Genomic DNA, 18,019 nt, shown 5'->3' with positions numbered 1-18,019 from the left:
GGTTTGAATCATGTCCCAGTCCACACTGCTTGTGCGAGCAGGCGACCCCGGCACGTCGTGGGCCTCCGAATGGGGCATCTGCACCCGGCTCGAGGAGTTCGCCGCGACCAGCCTGGTCAAGGAGGACAACGAGAAGGTCGTATCGACCTTCACCAACTCGACCAAGCGCTGGATGGCCGCCGTCTGAGGCGCGCCCACCGGCCACACGCTTCACGAAAAGCACGAACGGCGACGGAGGAGCCCATGACCATCGCGGACCGCGCAGCGCCAGCGCCCAACACCGGCACCATCGAGAACGAGATCGAGGCGTACCTGCTCGAGAGCTGCAGGGCCGTCGGCTTCCTCTGTTGGAAGTTCACCAGTCCCGGCAGGGCAGGGGTGCCCGATCGCGTTGTCATCGCCCCTCGGGCCACGGTCTTCGTCGAGGTCAAGCGCCCCGGCGAACGCCTCCGCCGCCTCCAGCAGGCGGTCAAAGCCAAGATGCTCCGCGCCGGCGCGGCCGTCTACGTCGTCGACAGCCGATCGGCCGTCGACGCCCTCGTCGCCGAGCTCGCCGCCGACTGACCACCCAGCTTCGAAGGATCGACACCCTATGAACCTCCCGTCCGCCCCGAGCCCGAACGACGCTCACAAGAGCGGTGGACTCTGATGGCCAAGAGGCGGGCCTCATTCGGCCAGCTCACCCGCCGCGACTTGCAAGGCTTCGACCAACGAGCGGCCCGGCTCGTCCTGGAGGCGATCGACGCCGGGTGCACCGGTCGCGTCTCCTCCAAGGGCCACGCCATCCTGCGCAACAGCACAGGCCAGACGGCGAGCGTGCCACCCACGTCGATCTCTCTCAACCGCTCGGCCCAAAACACCGAGGCCGACATCAAGCGCCTCCTCCAAGGGCACGCGGCCCGATCCGAGGCATCCTCCCCACCCGCGACCTTCGCCTCGCCGATCACCGTCGTCGAAGCCCTCGCGACCCACGGCATGGCTTTCTCCAACTGGATGGGCGCCCAAGACGGGCTGTGCCCCGACGACGAAATTGAGGTCGCTCCCGGCCCGGACGGATCGCCGCGCTTCGCACAGCTGTCGACCTCCGACCAGAGGCCGGTCGAAGCACCGACCACCGATCTCGATGAATCGGAGTCGGAAGGGCTGAGCGTGCTCGGGGCACCGACCGAGGTCGACGCCCCGCCCCCTGAAGAGACCTCGGGGACCGAGGAAGAGGTGTACTCCGTCGCCGAGGTCGCCGAGGCCAACGCGGTGACCGACAAAACCGTGCGCAACCGGCTGCGGGCCGTCGGCGGCCGCGGGGATGACGGACGCTACCGCGCGACGCCCAGCAGGCTGCGTCGCGCCGGACTCAAGGTGCCCTGCGACCAGTCGGCGCTCCCGGCCGACGCCGCCGAGATCCTCGGCCGGATTCGCTCGCTCCTCGGCGAAGACCCCCGCGTCCAGATCCTCGAAACAGAGAAGAGGGCGCTCTCAGACGCAGTGGTCGAGCAGGAGCGCCGCGCCGTTGCCGCCGAGGGGCGCTGCGCCGAGCTCGAGAAGGAGCTCCGCGAGATCAGGGCCCGGCTGGCGCTGGTCAAAGAGGCCTGCGAAGCCTGATGGTCCCAACCTCACGAACGCAGGCCTCCCAGGAGTAGACCGGCATCCACGCTTCGCACTCCTGGGCGCTTGCGCTGGACTACCCGGATCGCCTGGTGGCCGACGAGCTCGCGCGCATAGCCGAGGGGAACAACCCAGCCGACTTCCACCGCAGGTGCCCCCAGCGGAGGACCATGCGCACCAGCCTTGCCCTTGCTCCGACCACGCGGGCCGAGATCGATGCCCTGTTCCTTGCCGACCCGACCTCGTTCGTCGCCCTCGACGAGGCCGAAGGACCCACCACACCACGAAAGGAGGTCGGTCATGACCATCGCGCTCAAACCGCACCAGCAGCAGACGGTTGACTTCATCACCAGCCGCCAGCACTGCGGTGTCTGGGTGGACATGGGCGGAGGCAAGACGTTATCGACCCTGGCCGCGCTCATGCAGCTTCGGCCCGTCGGCCACATCCTCGTCATCGCGCCCGTGGCGATCGCTCGGTCGACCTGGATCGAAGAGATCGAGAAATGGCAGATGCCTATCCGCACCCGTTCCCTCATCGTTGACGACAACGATCGGCAACTGAGCAAGGACGAGCGGCTCGCCCGCTTCGCCGAGATCGCCACCGATCCCCCGTCGATGTACTTCATCAACCAGGAGATGCTCACCCAGCCGTCCCAGTCGACCCGGGTGCTCGTCGCCGCCCCTGACGCAGCCGACTCTGTGCCGGTCTCGTCCGAGGCGCAGGGCGTGCTCGACCTGGGCCGGGCGCTGGGACCGTTGAAGCAGGATGAACTCGTCTTGGCCGTGAGGGCCGCGGCTGTCGATCGCGGCGAGAAGCCAGCAGCCAAGGCTCGTGTCGCTGCCTGGATCAAGGAGCTGGTCAAGGCCTCCCGCCTGGCGCGAGAGGTCGTCGAGTGCCGATCCTGCTCGGGCGAGGGCTGTCGGCAGTGCCGCTTCGGCCTCGTCGATCAGATGCTGTTCGACGAGGCCGAGCCCACCTGGCCGTTCCGCACCGTGATCATCGACGAGTCGCAGGGGTTCAAGTCCCACTCCTCAAGGCGGTTCCAGGCGCTCAAGGCCATCCGTCCCGCTGTCGACCGCTTCATCGAGCTCACGGGCACACCCGCGGCCAACGGGCTCGAGGGTCTGTGGTCGCAGATGTATCTCCTCGACGGCGGTGAGGCTCTCGGGCACAACATCACCGCTTTCCGCGACCGCTGGTTCACCCCGAAGATGGTCCCCGGCACCAACACCCCGGCCAAGTGGATGCCCAACCCGGGTGCCGAGGACGAGATCCACCGGGCCATCAGGCATCTGGTCATGAGCGCGAAGAACACCGAGTTGAATCTTCCCGGCTGCACGGTCGAGGACGTGACGATCAGGCTCGCGCCGGATCTGATGGAGGACTACAAGTCCTTCAAGCGCGAGCTTGTCCTCGACGTCGTCAGCCAGCACCTGGCACCTCTCGCGCGCGAGGAATTCGACCAGTGGCTGAACAGGCCCGCCCCTGAGGCCCAGGTGATCCGAGCCGAGCTGGCGGGGCTGACGGGTGACGACCACGAGGACGTGTATCAGGACCACCTGCAGCGCTTCCTCGACTCCCACCACGTGTCCCTGGTGACCACGGTCGTAGCTCAGAACGAGGCTGTGCTGACCTCGAAGCTGCTGCAGTACGCCAGCGGCACGCTCTACACCTCCGACCCGGACGATCCGTCGACCAAAGGTCGCTACGAGGTCGTTCACACCGCCAAGGCCGAGATGGCCGAGTACCTCATCCGTAACAACGGCGGCTCCCCGGTGCTGCTGGCCTACCACTTCCGTTCCGACAAGGAGCAACTGCTGGCCAGGTTGACCAAGGCCGGAATCGCCGCCGAGGAGTTCGACGGCTCGCGGACGATGGTCCGCCGGTGGAACGCCGGCCGAGTCGAGGTGATGCTCGTCCACCCGGCCTCGGCCGGCCACGGGCTCAATCTGCAGGGCGGCGGCCACACCCTCATCTGGTACACCGTCCCGTTCAGCCTCGGGCACTACCTGCAGACGAACAAGCGACTCGACCGCCCCGGACAGACGCGGCCGGTGACCATCTACCGGCTGCTGACCAAGGGCACTCATGACGACCGGATGCCCGGTGTCCTGCGGGAGAAGAAGAACACCCAGGACACCTTGCTCGACGCGGTGTCGATGCAGCGCCGCGACGACTCGAAGCTTGCCGCTCTCAGCGACGAGCTCGCCGACGACATCCGAGCCCTCGCCCCCGCGTGATCAGGCTGTCAAGTCGAGCTCGCCGCCGAGGCCGATGAGCGCGAGCAGGCCGAGGCCTACAAGAACATCGTCCTCAGCCTCGCCCCGTCCGGGTAATCGGCCGTCTGAGCCCTGTCCATCGGTGACACCCGAACAAGGAGCAGAACCCTCCACGGCACAGGTACCTCAGTAGTCGCTCGTTACCGCCGCCGAGTGCATCGACGAGATCGAGCAGACCCTGGCCGACACCCGAGTGGCCCGCGCCGACAACGGTGTGCGCTGGACCCCGCGCGACTGAGCTGACCACGAGCACGCTGGCCGTCTTCGACGCGGTGCTCGCCCTGCTCATCCGGCGGGAGTAATGACCCCGACATCACACTCCCCGCGAACGACCCGGCTGCTCACCAGCAGCCGGGTCGTTCGCGTCTTCGACCCAGAACAGGACGCCCACCCCATGACCAGGACGACAGCTGCGGCCCACCGCCGAGAGATCGCCGGGCTATTACGTGCCAATGCCGGGCCCCGCCGCCTCCCCGTGGTCTTCGACAACTTCGTCGAGACGGCCGCGCTGACGTTGCGCAACGCCGTCGAGACCCGCGGGCGCGGCGAGCGGGAGGCGCAGTACCTCGCCATCGCCGACCGGTACTCGCGCCAGGAGCTGGACCGCTTCGCCCGCGCCTTGGCGCTGACCACCCTGGCTATGGAGGCCGAACCCGGCGACGTCCTCGGGCGCCTCTACATGGAGCTCGAGCTCGGCAACGACCGCCTGGGCCAGGTCTACACACCAGACGACATCGCCCGGCTCATGGCCGCGATGACCATCGGCAACGTCGTCGACCAGGTGGCCACTCACGGGTTCGCCCAGCTCTACGAGCCCACCTGCGGGGCTGGCGCGTTCATTGTTGCCGTGACCGAAGAGATGGGCGCGCACGGGCTCAACCATCAGACCCAGCTGCATGTCACGGCCGAAGACCTCTCCCGGCAGGCCGTCCACATGATCTACATCCACCTGGCGCTGCTTGGCGTTCCGGCGATCATCCGCCACCAGGACACCCTCACACGCGAGGTCTTCAGTACCTGGCCAACCCCCGCCCACCTCCTCGGCGGGTGGGGCCCACGGCTGCAACGCCGGTCCAACCTCAATACCAGCGCGGACACCGGCTCGACATTGCCGACAGAAGAAGAGAAATGATGAAGAGCATCACCCTCACACGATCGCAGCTTGAGGAGTGGGCCGGCCGCCCGCTCAGCGGTGGCGACCTCGACCGACTCGCTTCAGCGATCGTGCATTCGTCGATACCTGACGCTATCAACGAGATCGTCGCAGGATTCGACGACGGTGAAGGCTCTGATGAGCGTGGTTGAGAGGTGACGGGCCCGCCTAACGGCGGGCACGGGTCAGAGTCGATGGGATCGGGGCGCAGGGCGTTCCGATCCCATCGACTCTCGTTCGAGCACACCCCAGCGAAAAATCCGCGCCCCAGTCGCGGGCTTCGCCGTTTTTCGATGGCCGTCGCTGAAAGACCTGACGATCAGCCCAATGATTCTTCGAAGGGGTATCTGCCATGCCTGGACCCACTTGCCTGAACTGCCTTAACCACCCCGGGTGGGCCGCCGACGCCCCCAGAGCCCGCGAGGAGCCCACTGACCACTGTCGCTCCTGCCTCGGCTCCGGCCGCGACCAGTGGTGCCCGCCGGTGCCGGAGGGCTTCTGGGCCCAGATCGATCATCAGCTCGCTCGCATCCGCGACCAGAGGGTATCCGCCTTCGACCAGGTCCGCGCGGTGCTCCTCGACGAGTGCTACGACGCCGTCATCGCCGAGGTCAACCGCAACTTCGTCCGCCGCTTCTCCACTGACCAGGCGTTCTTCGCCGGATCCGGGGGAGAGGAATCGCTGATAGAGGCCCTCAGCGACGCTGGCTGGGAGATGACCGCGGTCGAGGCCTCCTACCACTACGTGATGGCCCACCCCGGCACCGACGAAATGCTCACGTACATCGAAGGGGATCTCGAGCGCGGCGGCGCCATGCTCCGCGGTTGATCAACCCATATAGCACCAGGAATGCAGTCCATCGACACGGCGTCGTTCCAATGTCTCTTCGACTGCGCCCCGACCTTCTCGCCCACTCCACGAAGGAATCAGCTGTGTCCCTCCACATCGATGCCGTCCACAATCCCCTCGTTTCGAAGACCACTGAAGAAGAGTTCGCTGAGGAGACCGGCGGCCAGTACGACGCCGAAGGTGACGCCGAGATCCTCGTCCTCAGATACGACGAGGCCGTGACGATCGAAGGTGACCTTGAGCAGTTCGCCCGCAACGTCTGGGCCGCCGTCTTCGGCCAGCAGCCGAACCCGCCCCATGGGCATCTGCCCCTCGAACCCGCCGAACCGCATCCCTGCCCGGTCGAGTACGGCGTGACCTGGGTCATCCAGCAAGACGGCAACTCGCCGATCGAGGCCGCGATCGCCGTCTGGCAGAAGTACTTCCGCCGCGGCCCGCTCCAGCCCAGCGCCGACGAGACCTGCGTGTTCACCGTCGTCGACGGTGACCGCCGGGTCGACATCGACCTCAGCGACGAGCGCTTCGCACCCTACTTCGACTGAAAAACATCTCCCGTGCTTATACACCGCCTTCGACCGCTGAACCATCGGCACCAGCCCCGAGGGGCCCGTCTTCGAAGTGGCCCCCTTCAGTGACCCGTCCCCGGGCATGGTCAAGCTCTACGCCCTCACCCCCATCGATCTCCTGCTCACCCCGGCCGCCGTCTGGCTGGACGAACACACCCAAGCCCCGCGGTGACCCCACCTGCACGCCGAAGGAAGGAGAGCCCCGTCATGGACCTGTACTTCGTGCACATCCCTGACACCGGTACCGGGCCCGACCAAACCCATGAACTGCTCGCACTGACCTGCGACGAACAGGGTCGCCCCGGGGCGGGGATCGTAATGACGATGAGCACGGCCGCTGCACCTCAGATCGTCGATGGGCAGATCGGCGCGATCCGCTGGCACCAGGCCAGCGGGGAGGTCAGCGAGATCTACGTGAAACCGACGATGCGCCGCCAGGGGGTGGCGACCGCGCTATGGAGAACCGCGCGCAACCTGCACATCATGGCCACCGGCGGACGCCCCCTGCGGATCTCGGGGCGCCGTACGGTCCTGGGTGACCTGCTGGCCCAGCGGGTGGGCGACCCGCCGCCCCTGGACGAACTCGTCCTGCCCATGACCCCCCGCCAGGAGGCCGCAGGCGCAGGGCAACACCAGCTGGCGCCCGACGACATCGCCGCGGCCGTGGACCGGTACCGCTATCTGGGTGTACCCGAGCGCCTGCTGCGCGCCTACTGCGCTCCCACTGCCGAACAGGCCTGGATCCAGCGCTCCCGCGCCCGACGCCGATAAGCCCGTCGCCTCTTCCCAGTCGCCCCTGTCCTTCTCTTCTGTGGAGGTGGCCATGCACGTTCCCAAGCTCGCCGCCACGCCTCGCCCCAGACCCCCGGACTGTCGCTGCCAGGAGATCGCCCCGACCTCTCAGCGCACCGCGCGACGCTGGATCACCACGCAGCGGCGCGCTTGCAAGCACGCCGCCCGCCAGCACTGGAAGCGCATCCTGCACGCGGAAGCGGCTCCGTATCTGTAGATCCCACCCAGGAAAAGAAGCTCACCCTCGGCGAGTCGCACCGTGAGCTGCCTCGACTGCATCTCCGGCCAGGCCGCCAACGTCGGTCGGCCCGAGTCGATCGTTTTCCGCGAGGAGATCCGACCCGAGCGCTGTTTCGCACCGAAGCTCGCTGGCGAATCCGATCTTACGAATCGAGCTCATCATGCCCATTCTCACCGAAATCAACAACGAGAACCCGCTTCACATCGTCTCCGCGAAGACCTTCATGCGTCGTGCCGAGCAGGTCGCCGCCGATGCCAAGCACCTCGCCGACAGAGCGCGCATCGACTACGTCCGGCTGATGCTGGCTCACGCCTTCCCCAGTTACGAGACCGCTGTCTTTCGCCGCGCCTGGGACGAGAACGATCCCACCTTGCTGCGAATCGAGTCATCGACTGCACCCAGCATCGCCACTGACGGCGATGACAGCGACCTTTCGACTAACCAAAGAGACGCCATCTTCGATGCCGAGCACCGGGTCAGCCTGGTCCACGCCGGTATCGATGACAACCTCGCCGCCCATCTCGATGAGAACGAGCACTCGCACGGCGAGTGGATCGAGCACGCCCTGCCGCTGCATCCCTGTCACTGAACGAAGACGCTGTCCTTGGCCACAGACAGTACCCATCAACGAGTTGTTCGTTCTCTACCGCCGACTGGCCCATCCCGCGGTCCGCGCTCGTCTGGCCGCCGATTTCGACGAGATCGAGAAGCTTATCGACGAGCACGGCGACCAGGTCGACATCGACGATCCGGTCAAGATGAAGCCCGAGCGGCGCTGACCAGACCCTTCCACCGACAAGGACTTCCACTCATGAGCGCACCCTCCGACACCGTCGTCCGCGCGACGATTCTCCGGCTCGCGAGCTTCGACGAGGCCGGGATCATCGGCCAGGCGCTGGCTCACACCGGCGGCTTCGACGCGGTGGCGAAGCTGTTGACCGCCGACGACCCTCAAAGGGTCCCAGTACACCTCCCGTACCCGATAGACCAGCAGGCCGTCGAGAAGCTGCGCTCGGCCTTCGCCCGCACCGACGGCTGGGACGCCGGCGCTCTCGACGTCGCGGCCATGGCCAAGCACGACGCTCGACTCATCGCCTCCGACTCGCCCGAGTACCCGGCCCGGCTGAAGGACCTCGGAGCAGATGCGCCGAGCGCGCTGTGGATGACTGGCCCTGGTCATCTCGCCGACGCCGTCGAGAAATCCGTTACGGTCACCGGCGCTCGCGCCTCGACCGAATACGGTGATCATGTGGCCACGGAGTTGGCGCACGGTCTCGTCCGCTCGGGCACCGCCGTGACCTCATCGACCGGCTTCGGTATCGACGCCGCTGCGATGCGTGGAGCGCTGATGGCCACTGACCCCGGTGACGAGCTGCCGCGCGCACTTGCCGTCCTGCCCCAGGGCCTCGACATCATCTACCCCCAAGGCAACGCCTCGCTACACCATCAGATCACTGGCAGAGGAATGCTCGTGACCGAAGCCGCGCCCGGCACCCAACCGACGCGCACGATGCTCCTCCGCCGTACCCGGATCCTCGCTGCCCTCTCGGAGGCCTCGGTGATCGTCGAGGCAGGCTGGCGCTCGGGTGCCTTGAACGTGGCCGCGCGAGCACACGAACTCGGCCGTGCCGTCGGTGCTGTGCCCGGTCCTACGACCTCGGCAGCATCAGCTGGCACGCATCGGTTGATCAAGCAGGGCACCGCCATGCTCGTGACTGATGCCGACGACGCCCTGGCGGCGATCGATCGATGATCACATCCGGCCATTGAATCATGGGAGAATGGAGGGTATGGGAACCTACGACACCTTCCTCGATCCACCGAAGGGCGAGGAGTGCCAGAGCAAGGCCTTCGGCAAGGGGCTGCGGACTTACCGGCCAGGTGACGCCGTCACCCCTCAACGAGCGCCGCTGAGCAAGGAGGACTACGACGCCTACAACGCCGGCGCATGGAACCCGGTCATCCCCGGCCTGGAGTCGATCACTCTCCAGTCACGCGTGGAGCACGCCACCAACGAGAAATACATCGACGTCGCGGCAGGCATCTACACCGGAATCAGCTCCAGGCGAGACATGGATGTCCCGCTCATCGACCATTACGGCCGGCTGATCGACGACTCCGCCGACTGAGACGCCGGGCGGACCATGAAGCCCCCGTAATCCATGCACTCAATGGCGATGAGGTCGACGAGTGAAGGGGTGATCGAAACGGGGGCTCAAATGGTGAGTCGCTGAAGGAGTGGGGCCACGATGACCAGCACGAATCGGAACCCGGTGCAGGACTCGTCGACGAGGACGCCCATCGTCTACGACGTCAACGTCCTCGTCGACGCCTACCTGCAAAACCCCGATCCCTACGACTGGCCGAGGCTACCGCCCAAGACCCGGGCCGCGGCCGCCGACTGCGTCGGGGTGACGGACCAGAACGCCGGATTCAGCCTGTGGCTCTCGCCGCACATCCTCAACAACACCAGGCGCGTCCTCATCAACAAGGAACGCGTCTCCGAATACAGGGCCGACGAGTACCTCGACGTCCTCGAGGAGATCGCCATCGCCTCTGGCGGAGATGTCGTCGAGCCTCGACCAGCACCCGAGGAGAAGGTCCTCGACTGCACCGACCACGAGGACAACTACATCCTCGACCTCGCTCATCTGGCAGGAGCTGAGATCGTCGTCTCCAATGACGCCGATCTCATCTCAATATCCGGCTGGCGGGGCACCCCGATCCTGCAGCCGCACGTATTCGCCTCGCACGTCGACGGCGCATGGCGTCTCAAGCAACATCAGCTGCCGGAGAAGACGATCACCGAGCGCATGCAGGAGCGCGACTACCGGCGGGCCACGCGCACGGCCAACACCACCGCCGCGATGCTCGACCATCACCCCAAGGAGTTCCGCCGGGACCGCGAGCGCTTCGACGCCGACCTTGATCGGCTCGCCGAGATCGTCGATGGCTGGAACCCCGGCAACGAGCAGATGAAGAAGCGCATCGAGGTCTGGGAGAAGAACATCACGACCTTCGAAAAGCGTGTGGCCGATCTCGACGACATCGTCGAGGGTAAGCCCGAGACCGCTCACTCGGCGCTGGCCGACCTGGGTTCGAAACTCGACTTCGCCCTCGACCGCCTCGACCCGAAACGGCAGGCTCGGGGGTCTTCCCTCGTTGACGAGTACAAGTCCAGCCCCGATCCGCAGGCGCAGTCGGGAGATGACCAGCTCCAACCGGGGGGCTGACACGCGAGCAGGCCGACGCCATGCGCCGCCCCCCCACCGCTTTTTCTGGAGGCTGGCACCCGGAGCCAACCGCGAGTCACGTGCCCCCGCTGCATCACCCTCGCTGAGCGCTACGGTCACACCGAGGTAGTCGCGTGGGTCCTCGACCAGACAAGCTGAGGTTCCCCACCCTGCGCATTCAGCCCCACACCTCTGCCGATGAAGGAGTCGGCTCATGAACAACGACGACAGTGAGACCGTTACCGCTTACACCCACGACGTGGCCGCTTACGAGATGGACCATCTGGACATCACCCACCCCGGCCAGTGCCGCGAGTACGCGGTCTGCTGCGACGGTCCGCGACTCGCGCGCAGGGTCGCAGCCATCTCAGCATGGCCGCGCTCCAGTCGACCTTCTATGCCAATGGAATTATTTCCATTAGCATGGGCCCTCGTCGCTGTGTCATCCGATGCAGCGCGCGGTCCCGCGCAATTGACGAAGAAGGACGAATCGTGCCCCTGACCCTCGCGCACAGGCTTGAGAAGTTGTTCGCCGACACCGCTGGCGACAAAGGCCGACCCGTCACCCTCCAGGAGATCGTCGACAGGATGAAGCAGCGAGGCATCGCCCCGATGTCGCTGAGCTACCTGCAGCAGCTGCGCTCAGGACAGGCCACCAATCCGCGTGTCCAACACCTGCGCGCCCTTGCCGACGCCTTCGGCGTTCCCCTGTCGTACTTTGTTGACGAGGAGGAGAAGACCGATGCCGCCGAGGCCAAGCTGACCGAGGCCGAGCGCAACATCGCCTTGAGGGTCCACGGTCTGAGCAACGGGGCGCTCGCGTCCATCAGTTCGATCATCGACATCGCACGCCGCAGCGAGCAGCTCGACGATGTCCCGGGGGAAGAGGACAAGCCATGACAGACGAACCACTGAGACTGATTACCTGGCCCGACCCGATCACGATCGAGTCCCTAGGCCAGGCCATCGGTGATCTCCACGGGCTGAGGGTCGTGGTCGAGCCGATCCCGTCGCGCCTGCGCCACGCCCAGGTCACGGGTCTGGTCGTCGTGGTGGGCGAGGTCGCCCACGTCTACTACGACGACGACCTCCCGCCGCTCAACCGGCTCCAGGCGGTCATGCATGAGTACGCGCACATCCTTCACCGCGACGTCGTCGCCAGCGCTCCCGCGGTGTGCGCACGCACCACGTTCAGCGATCCCAAAGAGGCACGCGCCGAGGCCACAGGCATGGAACTGCTGGCCGAGGTGAGGATGCGGCGCCAGAGGTTCGACGTCCTCGACTTTCTCGGTGGGACCGACGGACGTTCATGACCTCGGTCATCGTCCTGACCTGTACGTTCAGCCTCGTCCTCGTTGTCCACCTCATCCATCGCCGACCGGGTCGGCCCGGACGGCTCCTACGCTGCGGCAGTGACATGCTGCTCGCCGCCATCGTTCTGCGGGAGATCGACGCCTTCGAGGCATGGCTGGCCGCCGACCTCATCATGCGCCTCCTGCTCATCGGCCTTCAGCACGTCGCTGTCCTCCTCGTCCTCTCCTTCCGCGACGCTTCCTCGGAGAACTGCGGGCCCTGGCTGGTCTACACCTGCGCGGCACTCGCCGGCCTGTCCCAGATTGCCCTCTATTTCTCCCTTCCAGAGCCGGTCGACATCGCCATCCACGGCTTTCCCGAGCACGGAGGCGACGCCGTGACGGTCGTCTACCACGGCCTTTACCTCGTGACGATGATCGCCGCTGCGATCATCACCCTCCATGCCTGCGCACGGGTAGCTCTGTCTTCCCGGCATCCGATCATGGCCAGGCTCGCCCTCGGCGTGGTCGGCTGCGGCATCGTCGTCGCTTGCGCCTTCGCCGTCCTCTCCTGTGCCCACCTCTTTGACCGCGAGATCGATAACGACACTCTGGTGCGTGACTGGCTGTATCGCCTCTCCGTCGTCATCATCCTCGCCGGGTTCGTCCTCGGCGGCACGCACAAGGGGCTGAGCAGGCTGCGCCACAAAGTCCTCGGACGTTTGGCCGACGAGGTGGTCGGCCCGCTCTGGGTGCAGGTGACCACGCTGCACCCGGACGTGGTGCTGCCCTTGCCCTGCGATCGCCACGCCGACCCGCGGGCCAGACTCACCCGCCTGATCATCGAGACCAATGACGGTCTGGGCCTCATTCGCAAAGACGAGGACGAGGCCCTGAGCGCCATCCACACCAGGCATCCCGAGGACCCGCGCCTGTCGGCCGCCCTCCTCCTCCACCTCACAGGGGCCGCACCACCGGAGCCAGTGAAGCTCTCGACGCGGGCGATGCTACGCCTCGTGCCGCCCGCCGACCCGATGCTCAAGGACGCGGTCATCGAACTCTGCGCTATCCGCGACAGCCTCGACACCAGCTCAGAGTGGCTCGCGGCCTGAGGAGTAGGCCCTTAAAGGTTCTTTTCTTCATGTGTGGAAAAGTTTCCACTCATGTGAAAGTCTCGGATCATGACAGACCACCCCCCGACCCCCAACGGAGACGAGTTCGCCGGCTTCGCCGAAGCCAAGCGGCTCTTGTCGTCCCACCACGGCCGGGCTCGCACGCTCGAGAGGCTTGCCACCACCGACTTCTTCGACGATGAGGCGGTCGTCGCCGTCCACGTCGACAACATCGCCCGCGCCGACAGGGTCTTCCTCACGGCTTTCGACGCCGAGGGGCATCAAGTGGGTAGCGACGTCCTCTACACCGACGAGCCGGGCCAGCACCTTGACCTCACCCCAGAGTTCGACCACCTCGTGACCGGGCTGGACGTGCCCGCCGGTTCCGAACTCGCCGCCCTCGCCGACGCCGAGGATGGCTGGATCATCGACATGGAGGTCCTCCGCGGCTACGACCCCGTCGCCGACCGTCGCGGTACCCAGAAGGCCATGGTCCTCGCCCACCTCGCCGACATGCTCGACGCAGGCGAAGCCCGCGGCTTCCTCCTCGGCTCTCCAGAGCCTCCGGATGAGGACCAGGGGACCCGTGACCCCTAGAAGACCCTGACCGGCTGCGTCCAGGGTTCGGCCACGAAGCACCACCTGGGCGACAAGGACGGGCTCAAGGAGGACGTGGACTACAGAGTCATCGACGTCTCTGTCGGCGATGCCGCCTATGACCACATCACGACCGTCCCCGGGTTCTCTCAGACCCCCCGTCATGGCACCGACCGCCAGGACCTGGCCGACTTCGCGGCCCTCGCGTGAGCCGGGCCCTGCTCCTGCAGGCCTCGACCCCTGGAGCCACCGGCCCAGGGGTCGTCTTCGTCAAGGGGGTCGCCCATCTCGGCGCGCAGGGGCCGGACCGACTCACGTCGGTCCCGGGTGGCGAGCTGTTGGGGCGAGCCCCGACCGCTCGCCGCTTTCCGTGATTGACCAGGAGGTCGCCATGACCATCGCCCGTCTGCACGCGCCGGGCCGCCTCTGGCGGATCAAGGACCGCGACAGGCCCGCCGACGCCGTCGACATCGGTCCCGGATCGCCATGGGCGACCCCGTTCAGGGCCCGGCGCGATGGCACGCGCCAAGACATCGTCGAGCAGTTCGACAAGTGGGTTCTCCACGCCCCGGACAAGCGCGCGCGGTGGATCCGCGAGCACGTCGGCGAGCTCGCTGGTTGCGACCTGGTCTGCGCCTGCCCCGCCGGGTACTGCCACGGGGGAGTGCTGCTCACCCTGGCCCACCTCAAGACCGCTCGCCCCGGCCACGTCCCGGCTGTCGACGCCCCCGGCCTCTGGCTTCGGGTGACCTTCTGGGACGACCAAGGGAGCCTCTGCCGGTTCCGCCTGCGGGTCACCGACCCCGGCCCCGCGGGCACTGTCCTGGAGGCGTCCGACCCCATGCGCTGGATGGTCGGCAACTCCTGCGCTGTCATCGGCGACTGGATCCGCGCCCGCTCCGGCTCCGCCGTGCGCATGGCCGACGTCCACGCCCAGCTCGCCCCTGTTGTCAAGAAGAAGGCCCTCGCATCATGACCGCCGGCGGCGTCTTCGACCCCCATCTCGTCGAGCTCACCATCGCCTATAGGCAAGGCGAGGTCGGGGTCTACAAGATCGGCGGCGGCACCCTGGGCCGCTCCTACGGCGGCCTGTGGGGCTACCGGCTCACACACGGCCCGAGCGCCGAGGTCGTCGTGTCCGGTGAGGACCTGCGCACCGGGGTGCCCAAGACCCACGACCAGGCGGCACGGATCGTCCTCGACATTTGCGACCGACAGGAGCAGTAGCCCATGGCCCTCCCTCTCCGCGCATCACAGCTGCCCGTCAAGTACGAGCGGTCCCGCGAAGCGCACAGGCCCGGCCGGACCATCTACGAGGTAGCTGGCTCGGGCCTGTACCGGGTTACCGAGGCCAGCCGCGGTGAGTTCGACGTCGCCACGCTCACACAGTTCGGCTGGACCGATCTCATCCGCCTCGATGAGAGCGACGACGTCTCCACCGCCCTCGAGGCGATGCAGGCCTGGCTCGACGTCCAGACCCCGACGCTGCGGCCTGACGACGGGGGTAGCCCTCATGGATGAGCCCGATCTGGCCGTCTCCGCTGCCCAGGCCGTTATCACGGCGCACGCGCTCAAGTAGATCGACGATGAGTCGTTGGACGCGCTTGGTCAGGCGATGGGGAGCGTATCTCACACGAGAAGGCTTTGCGCGAGATCCTCTCCGTCGCTCTCAGCGTTGGCGGTGCCTTCGGCCTTGTCACCGCGAGGATCGCGCTGCTCGGTGGCTCCCAGCTCGACTCCCTGCAGGACTACTCGCCTGACGACGTCGCCGCGATGAAAGTCGAGATCGAGCGCCTCCGAACCCTGAGCGAAGCGCTCGGCGCACTGCGCTGAAGCCGCACTCCAAAAACCGGACCCACTTCATCCATCGGCCGACCGGATCGCACAATCGCGATCTGGTCGACCATTTTCGTATCCACTCATACAAGAATAGATCTCCATGAAATGGATTGATAGAATAGTAATTCAATGATCAGTGAATTCATTGAGTGCCTGACCACTGGCTGCCCAGCAGAAAGTTGAATCGCACATGGCCAACAACACCGTCCGCGCCGACCAGCTCACCGAGGGCTCCGTCGTCACCATCCGGGGCAAGCTCACCTTCGCCCGCCTCACCCGCCGCATCGAGGGGAAGGAACTCGCGCTCGCCAACGCCCGCCGCCGCCAGGCCGGAATGAAGTACGACATCACCAGTCCGTACACCACCGCCACCATCAGTGGCGGAGTGCAGGTCATCTATGCCGACCCCGACAACCCGACTCTCGAGGAGCAGTACGTCGCCGAGCGCTGCTACATCTCGCAGAAGAAGCCCGAGGACGGCCTCAGCTACTCGATCGATTCCAAGGGCATCAACCTGCCCAGCATCGGGATCCCCGGTGAGGGCGGCTTCGTCCAGGACTTCAGCGGCCAGGAGCTCGCCCGCGGGCTCGACGTCACCCTCGTCCTGGAGGTGTACAAGGCCAGAGACCAGGAGAACCGCGGTCTGGGACTGACCCACGTGCTCGTCAACGAGGCCCCTCGCTACTACACCCCCGGCGGCGTCGACGAGGCCCAGCTGAAGGCGCGTGGCATTACCTTGGTCCAGCCGATGCAGGCCGTGCCGTCCAACGAAGCTACTCCTGTCGGTGAGGCCGAGCCCGTGGGCACCGAGGTCGACCAGGCCTCCGGCCTGTCCTTCCCTGCTCCTCAGCCGGCCGGTCAGGTCCAGCAGGCCCCGGCCCAGTCGGCTCCGTTTGCACAGCAGGTCGCTCCGGCCCCCGTCGCCCAGCCGCAGGTTCTTCAGCAGGCGCAGGCGCAGCCCGTCCCGGTCCAGGCCGAGGAGACCGCCGAGCAGAAGCTCGCCCGCATCGAGGCCGAGAACGCCAGGCTGCGCGCCGAGAACGAGGCGGCCAAGGACGTCGCCTCGGCCATCGGGACTCCGGACCCGAGCAACCCCTGGGCCCCGCAGCAGCCCCAGGCCGGGATCGCCTACAACGGCTGAGCGGACGCACCCATGACCGATCGACGAGGCCCCGTTCTGCACACCAGCGCGGGGTCTCGTCTTTCTTCCCCTGACCCACCCACACACGAAGGCAGTTGATGTGACCGTCGATCCGCTCGCACTCTTCCCGGAGTTCTACGCCAACCCGACCATCCAGACCTTGGCCCCCGTTCGGCGCTGGACGGTGTCCGGGCGGCTCGGCGACGACCCCGCCTCCGGGCACAAGGCACCGATCGACGTCCGCCATCTCCTCGAGGGCTGCCGTCCCGGGTGCCAGCACGAGGGCCCTCTGCGCGGGGCCTTCACCCTCGACTCGACCTGCCTGATGAGCCTCGGCGAACTCGTCGCCGCCCTGCCCAAGGCGGCCAACCACGCCTACTACCTACAGTCGCACAGCGACGGTGTCGTCGTCGTCGACGTCGAGCCCGACTGTCCGCCCGACCTCGCGGCTGACCTGCTACGTCTGCCCGGCGTCCTCTGGGCCGAGACCTCGATGTCGGGGCGCGGCTACCACTTGGTCATGCCGCGGCCGAAGAACCTCCACGACTTTCCGCACGCTGCCCACAAGCGCGTCCTGCGCGAGAGGAACGGATGGTTCGAGATCCTCCTCGACCACTGGATCACCTTCACCCGCAGGCCCGTGGATACAGGGCTCGCGGGTGAAGGGCCGCCGACCCGCTTCGCCTCGCTCGAGGACCTCTACGCCGCCCTGGCTGAGAACGCACGCGCCAGCGCTGCCGGGTCCGCCGGTGAAATCGTCACCGACGAGGACATGCCCGATATCCCCGGCGCGCACGACATCGTCGCCGCGGTGGTTGCTGGCTCCGAGGACCGGCGCAAGGACCTGTCCGACTTCGACCACGACCGCTCCCGCTGGGAGTTCTCCGTCCTCGGCACGCTCTACGCCGAACAGGTTCAGGCGATGAACCTCCATGCCGGGATGAGGCAGAGGAGCTACTCGGCCAGCGACCAGGCCTGGCTCCTCTACACCGCTGCCGTCGAGGTGCTGCCCAAGCGAGCGAAGCACACAGAGACGCGTAACGGGCGACCCTATCTGCTCGACCGCGCCGCCTCGCTGGTCGCCGATCGGCAGACGCGGGCGCAGGAGCGCTCCGTCGGAGATGTCTGAACGCTGCTGGCCCGGCTTTGCCCGGGACAGGGGTTGGATCGCGAAACGCGATCCGGGGATGGAGGCGGTGCTGAGGCAGGACCGCACCGCCTCACTGCAAAGGTCTTCGTTCTCGACCACAGAGACGAACCCGTCATGAGCGGCTCCACGGCCCCCGCCAGCCCGCTGACGTGATCCGCGAACAGTTCTCCG

At 66.7% G+C, this 18,019-nt stretch carries 28 protein-coding genes; 27 read left to right on the top strand and 1 reads right to left on the bottom strand.

Annotated features, from left to right (window positions below; translation table 11 throughout):
* Positions 1-10 precede the first annotated feature (10 nt).
* The 3 genes from NE857_RS21735 (at position 11) to NE857_RS21725 (ending at position 1,599) form a co-directional block, all read left to right on the top strand.
* Positions 11-187 carry a hypothetical protein gene (locus NE857_RS21735; protein ID WP_254417430.1) on the top strand — a complete coding sequence of 59 codons (177 nt, stop codon included), beginning with the start codon at positions 11-13 and terminating at the stop codon, positions 185-187.
* A gap of 56 nt (positions 188-243) precedes the next feature.
* On the top strand, positions 244-564 hold the full coding sequence (locus tag NE857_RS21730; protein WP_254417429.1) for a VRR-NUC domain-containing protein: 321 nt from the start codon (positions 244-246) through the stop codon (positions 562-564).
* Between the two features lie 84 nt (positions 565-648).
* Complete coding sequence (locus NE857_RS21725) at positions 649-1,599, top strand: hypothetical protein (RefSeq protein ID WP_254417428.1); 951 nt, start codon at positions 649-651, stop codon at positions 1,597-1,599.
* An 11-nt stretch (positions 1,600-1,610) separates the two neighbouring features.
* Here the strand turns inward: NE857_RS21725 and NE857_RS21720 are convergent, their stop codons facing one another.
* Positions 1,611-1,904, bottom strand: coding sequence for a hypothetical protein (locus NE857_RS21720; protein ID WP_254417427.1), 294 nt, complete (start codon positions 1,902-1,904; stop codon positions 1,611-1,613).
* On the opposite strand from NE857_RS21720, the gene NE857_RS21715 reads away from it, so the two are divergent.
* From NE857_RS21715 to NE857_RS21605, 24 genes are all read left to right on the top strand, one after another.
* Positions 1,903-3,843, top strand: coding sequence for a DEAD/DEAH box helicase (locus NE857_RS21715; RefSeq protein ID WP_254417426.1), 1,941 nt, complete (start codon positions 1,903-1,905; stop codon positions 3,841-3,843). The genes NE857_RS21720 and NE857_RS21715 overlap by 2 nt on opposite strands.
* 340 nt (positions 3,844-4,183) lie before the next feature.
* Complete coding sequence (locus tag NE857_RS21710; protein WP_254417425.1) at positions 4,184-5,014, top strand: N-6 DNA methylase; 831 nt, start codon at positions 4,184-4,186, stop codon at positions 5,012-5,014.
* Positions 5,011-5,187, top strand: coding sequence for a hypothetical protein (locus tag NE857_RS21705; protein WP_254417424.1), 177 nt, complete (start codon positions 5,011-5,013; stop codon positions 5,185-5,187). The genes NE857_RS21710 and NE857_RS21705 overlap by 4 nt, the downstream gene beginning before the upstream one ends.
* 200 nt (positions 5,188-5,387) lie before the next feature.
* Positions 5,388-5,864 carry a hypothetical protein gene (locus NE857_RS21700; protein WP_254417423.1) on the top strand — a complete coding sequence of 159 codons (477 nt, stop codon included), beginning with the start codon at positions 5,388-5,390 and terminating at the stop codon, positions 5,862-5,864.
* Positions 5,865-5,968: 104 nt separating this feature from the next.
* A complete protein-coding gene (locus NE857_RS21695) occupies positions 5,969-6,427 on the top strand; it encodes a hypothetical protein (RefSeq protein ID WP_254417422.1) in 459 nt (152 codons plus the stop codon).
* A gap of 231 nt (positions 6,428-6,658) precedes the next feature.
* Complete coding sequence (locus NE857_RS21690) at positions 6,659-7,222, top strand: GNAT family protein (protein ID WP_254417421.1); 564 nt, start codon at positions 6,659-6,661, stop codon at positions 7,220-7,222.
* A 52-nt stretch (positions 7,223-7,274) separates the two neighbouring features.
* Positions 7,275-7,460, top strand: a complete 186-nt coding sequence (locus NE857_RS21685) for a hypothetical protein (protein ID WP_254417420.1) — start codon at positions 7,275-7,277, stop codon at positions 7,458-7,460.
* Between the two features lie 184 nt (positions 7,461-7,644).
* A complete protein-coding gene (locus NE857_RS21680) occupies positions 7,645-8,073 on the top strand; it encodes a hypothetical protein (RefSeq protein ID WP_254417419.1) in 429 nt (142 codons plus the stop codon).
* A 43-nt stretch (positions 8,074-8,116) separates the two neighbouring features.
* Complete coding sequence (locus NE857_RS21675; protein ID WP_254417418.1) at positions 8,117-8,263, top strand: hypothetical protein; 147 nt, start codon at positions 8,117-8,119, stop codon at positions 8,261-8,263.
* 32 nt (positions 8,264-8,295) lie between these two features.
* Positions 8,296-9,237, top strand: coding sequence for a DNA-processing protein DprA (locus NE857_RS21670; RefSeq protein ID WP_254417417.1), 942 nt, complete (start codon positions 8,296-8,298; stop codon positions 9,235-9,237).
* A gap of 37 nt (positions 9,238-9,274) precedes the next feature.
* Entirely contained in the window at positions 9,275-9,613 is a 339-nt protein-coding gene (locus tag NE857_RS21665) for a hypothetical protein (protein WP_254417416.1), read from the top strand.
* A 120-nt stretch (positions 9,614-9,733) separates the two neighbouring features.
* Positions 9,734-10,717: a PIN domain-containing protein gene (locus NE857_RS21660; protein WP_254417415.1), complete on the top strand. Its 984-nt coding sequence runs from the start codon at positions 9,734-9,736 to the stop codon at positions 10,715-10,717.
* 214 nt (positions 10,718-10,931) lie between these two features.
* Positions 10,932-11,219: a hypothetical protein gene (locus tag NE857_RS21655; RefSeq protein ID WP_254417414.1), complete on the top strand. Its 288-nt coding sequence runs from the start codon at positions 10,932-10,934 to the stop codon at positions 11,217-11,219.
* Positions 11,210-11,617: a transcriptional regulator gene (locus tag NE857_RS21650; protein WP_254417413.1), complete on the top strand. Its 408-nt coding sequence runs from the start codon at positions 11,210-11,212 to the stop codon at positions 11,615-11,617. Before NE857_RS21655 ends, NE857_RS21650 begins: the two co-directional genes overlap by 10 nt.
* Complete coding sequence (locus NE857_RS21645) at positions 11,614-12,030, top strand: hypothetical protein (protein ID WP_254417412.1); 417 nt, start codon at positions 11,614-11,616, stop codon at positions 12,028-12,030. Before NE857_RS21650 ends, NE857_RS21645 begins: the two co-directional genes overlap by 4 nt.
* A complete protein-coding gene (locus NE857_RS21640) occupies positions 12,027-13,121 on the top strand; it encodes a DUF6545 domain-containing protein (RefSeq protein ID WP_254417411.1) in 1,095 nt (364 codons plus the stop codon). The genes NE857_RS21645 and NE857_RS21640 overlap by 4 nt, the downstream gene beginning before the upstream one ends.
* Before the next feature lie 69 nt (positions 13,122-13,190).
* Positions 13,191-13,718 carry a hypothetical protein gene (locus tag NE857_RS21635; RefSeq protein WP_254417410.1) on the top strand — a complete coding sequence of 176 codons (528 nt, stop codon included), beginning with the start codon at positions 13,191-13,193 and terminating at the stop codon, positions 13,716-13,718.
* 75 nt (positions 13,719-13,793) lie between these two features.
* A complete protein-coding gene (locus NE857_RS34330) occupies positions 13,794-13,928 on the top strand; it encodes a hypothetical protein (RefSeq protein WP_301184239.1) in 135 nt (44 codons plus the stop codon).
* Positions 13,929-14,109: 181 nt separating this feature from the next.
* Positions 14,110-14,694 carry a DUF4326 domain-containing protein gene (locus tag NE857_RS21630; protein ID WP_254417409.1) on the top strand — a complete coding sequence of 195 codons (585 nt, stop codon included), beginning with the start codon at positions 14,110-14,112 and terminating at the stop codon, positions 14,692-14,694.
* Positions 14,691-14,945: a hypothetical protein gene (locus NE857_RS21625; RefSeq protein ID WP_254417408.1), complete on the top strand. Its 255-nt coding sequence runs from the start codon at positions 14,691-14,693 to the stop codon at positions 14,943-14,945. Before NE857_RS21630 ends, NE857_RS21625 begins: the two co-directional genes overlap by 4 nt.
* Positions 14,946-14,948: 3 nt before the next feature.
* Entirely contained in the window at positions 14,949-15,239 is a 291-nt protein-coding gene (locus NE857_RS21620) for a hypothetical protein (RefSeq protein WP_254417407.1), read from the top strand.
* Positions 15,240-15,362: 123 nt separating this feature from the next.
* Positions 15,363-15,551, top strand: a complete 189-nt coding sequence (locus NE857_RS21615; protein ID WP_254417406.1) for a hypothetical protein — start codon at positions 15,363-15,365, stop codon at positions 15,549-15,551.
* Between the two features lie 196 nt (positions 15,552-15,747).
* Positions 15,748-16,698, top strand: coding sequence for a hypothetical protein (locus tag NE857_RS21610; protein ID WP_254417405.1), 951 nt, complete (start codon positions 15,748-15,750; stop codon positions 16,696-16,698).
* Between the two features lie 100 nt (positions 16,699-16,798).
* The gene (locus NE857_RS21605) at positions 16,799-17,827 is read left to right on the top strand and encodes a hypothetical protein (RefSeq protein ID WP_254417404.1); all 1,029 of its coding nucleotides are present in this window, start codon (positions 16,799-16,801) and stop codon (positions 17,825-17,827) included.
* Positions 17,828-18,019 lie beyond the last annotated feature (192 nt).

This window comes from Nocardiopsis exhalans (assembly GCF_024134545.1).
Taxonomy (GTDB): domain Bacteria; phylum Actinomycetota; class Actinomycetes; order Streptosporangiales; family Streptosporangiaceae; genus Nocardiopsis; species Nocardiopsis exhalans.
The sequence above is the reverse complement of the archived record's forward strand: the minus strand, read 5'-3'. Positions and strand labels throughout refer to the sequence as shown.

What these genes read in the sequence shown, in the direction of transcription:
- NE857_RS21690 (WP_254417421.1), top strand. Translation starts at nt 6,659, where the DNA reads ATGGACCTGTACTTCGTGCACATCCCTGACACCGGTACCGGGCCCGAC.
- NE857_RS21720 (WP_254417427.1), bottom strand. Translation starts at nt 1,904, where the DNA reads ATGACCGACCTCCTTTCGTGGTGTGGTGGGTCCTTCGGCCTCGTCGAG.
- NE857_RS21685 (WP_254417420.1), top strand. Translation starts at nt 7,275, where the DNA reads ATGCACGTTCCCAAGCTCGCCGCCACGCCTCGCCCCAGACCCCCGGAC.
- NE857_RS21670 (WP_254417417.1), top strand. Translation starts at nt 8,296, where the DNA reads ATGAGCGCACCCTCCGACACCGTCGTCCGCGCGACGATTCTCCGGCTC.
- NE857_RS21625 (WP_254417408.1), top strand. Translation starts at nt 14,691, where the DNA reads ATGACCGCCGGCGGCGTCTTCGACCCCCATCTCGTCGAGCTCACCATC.
- NE857_RS21710 (WP_254417425.1), top strand. Translation starts at nt 4,184, where the DNA reads ATGACCCCGACATCACACTCCCCGCGAACGACCCGGCTGCTCACCAGC.
- NE857_RS21655 (WP_254417414.1), top strand. Translation starts at nt 10,932, where the DNA reads ATGAACAACGACGACAGTGAGACCGTTACCGCTTACACCCACGACGTG.
- NE857_RS21665 (WP_254417416.1), top strand. Translation starts at nt 9,275, where the DNA reads ATGGGAACCTACGACACCTTCCTCGATCCACCGAAGGGCGAGGAGTGC.
- NE857_RS21730 (WP_254417429.1), top strand. Translation starts at nt 244, where the DNA reads ATGACCATCGCGGACCGCGCAGCGCCAGCGCCCAACACCGGCACCATC.
- NE857_RS21660 (WP_254417415.1), top strand. Translation starts at nt 9,734, where the DNA reads ATGACCAGCACGAATCGGAACCCGGTGCAGGACTCGTCGACGAGGACG.
- NE857_RS21640 (WP_254417411.1), top strand. Translation starts at nt 12,027, where the DNA reads ATGACCTCGGTCATCGTCCTGACCTGTACGTTCAGCCTCGTCCTCGTT.
- NE857_RS21620 (WP_254417407.1), top strand. Translation starts at nt 14,949, where the DNA reads ATGGCCCTCCCTCTCCGCGCATCACAGCTGCCCGTCAAGTACGAGCGG.
- NE857_RS21635 (WP_254417410.1), top strand. Translation starts at nt 13,191, where the DNA reads ATGACAGACCACCCCCCGACCCCCAACGGAGACGAGTTCGCCGGCTTC.
- NE857_RS21725 (WP_254417428.1), top strand. Translation starts at nt 649, where the DNA reads ATGGCCAAGAGGCGGGCCTCATTCGGCCAGCTCACCCGCCGCGACTTG.
- NE857_RS21630 (WP_254417409.1), top strand. Translation starts at nt 14,110, where the DNA reads ATGACCATCGCCCGTCTGCACGCGCCGGGCCGCCTCTGGCGGATCAAG.
- NE857_RS21610 (WP_254417405.1), top strand. Translation starts at nt 15,748, where the DNA reads ATGGCCAACAACACCGTCCGCGCCGACCAGCTCACCGAGGGCTCCGTC.
- NE857_RS21645 (WP_254417412.1), top strand. Translation starts at nt 11,614, where the DNA reads ATGACAGACGAACCACTGAGACTGATTACCTGGCCCGACCCGATCACG.
- NE857_RS21735 (WP_254417430.1), top strand. Translation starts at nt 11, where the DNA reads ATGTCCCAGTCCACACTGCTTGTGCGAGCAGGCGACCCCGGCACGTCG.
- NE857_RS21680 (WP_254417419.1), top strand. Translation starts at nt 7,645, where the DNA reads ATGCCCATTCTCACCGAAATCAACAACGAGAACCCGCTTCACATCGTC.
- NE857_RS21705 (WP_254417424.1), top strand. Translation starts at nt 5,011, where the DNA reads ATGATGAAGAGCATCACCCTCACACGATCGCAGCTTGAGGAGTGGGCC.
- NE857_RS21700 (WP_254417423.1), top strand. Translation starts at nt 5,388, where the DNA reads ATGCCTGGACCCACTTGCCTGAACTGCCTTAACCACCCCGGGTGGGCC.
- NE857_RS21715 (WP_254417426.1), top strand. Translation starts at nt 1,903, where the DNA reads ATGACCATCGCGCTCAAACCGCACCAGCAGCAGACGGTTGACTTCATC.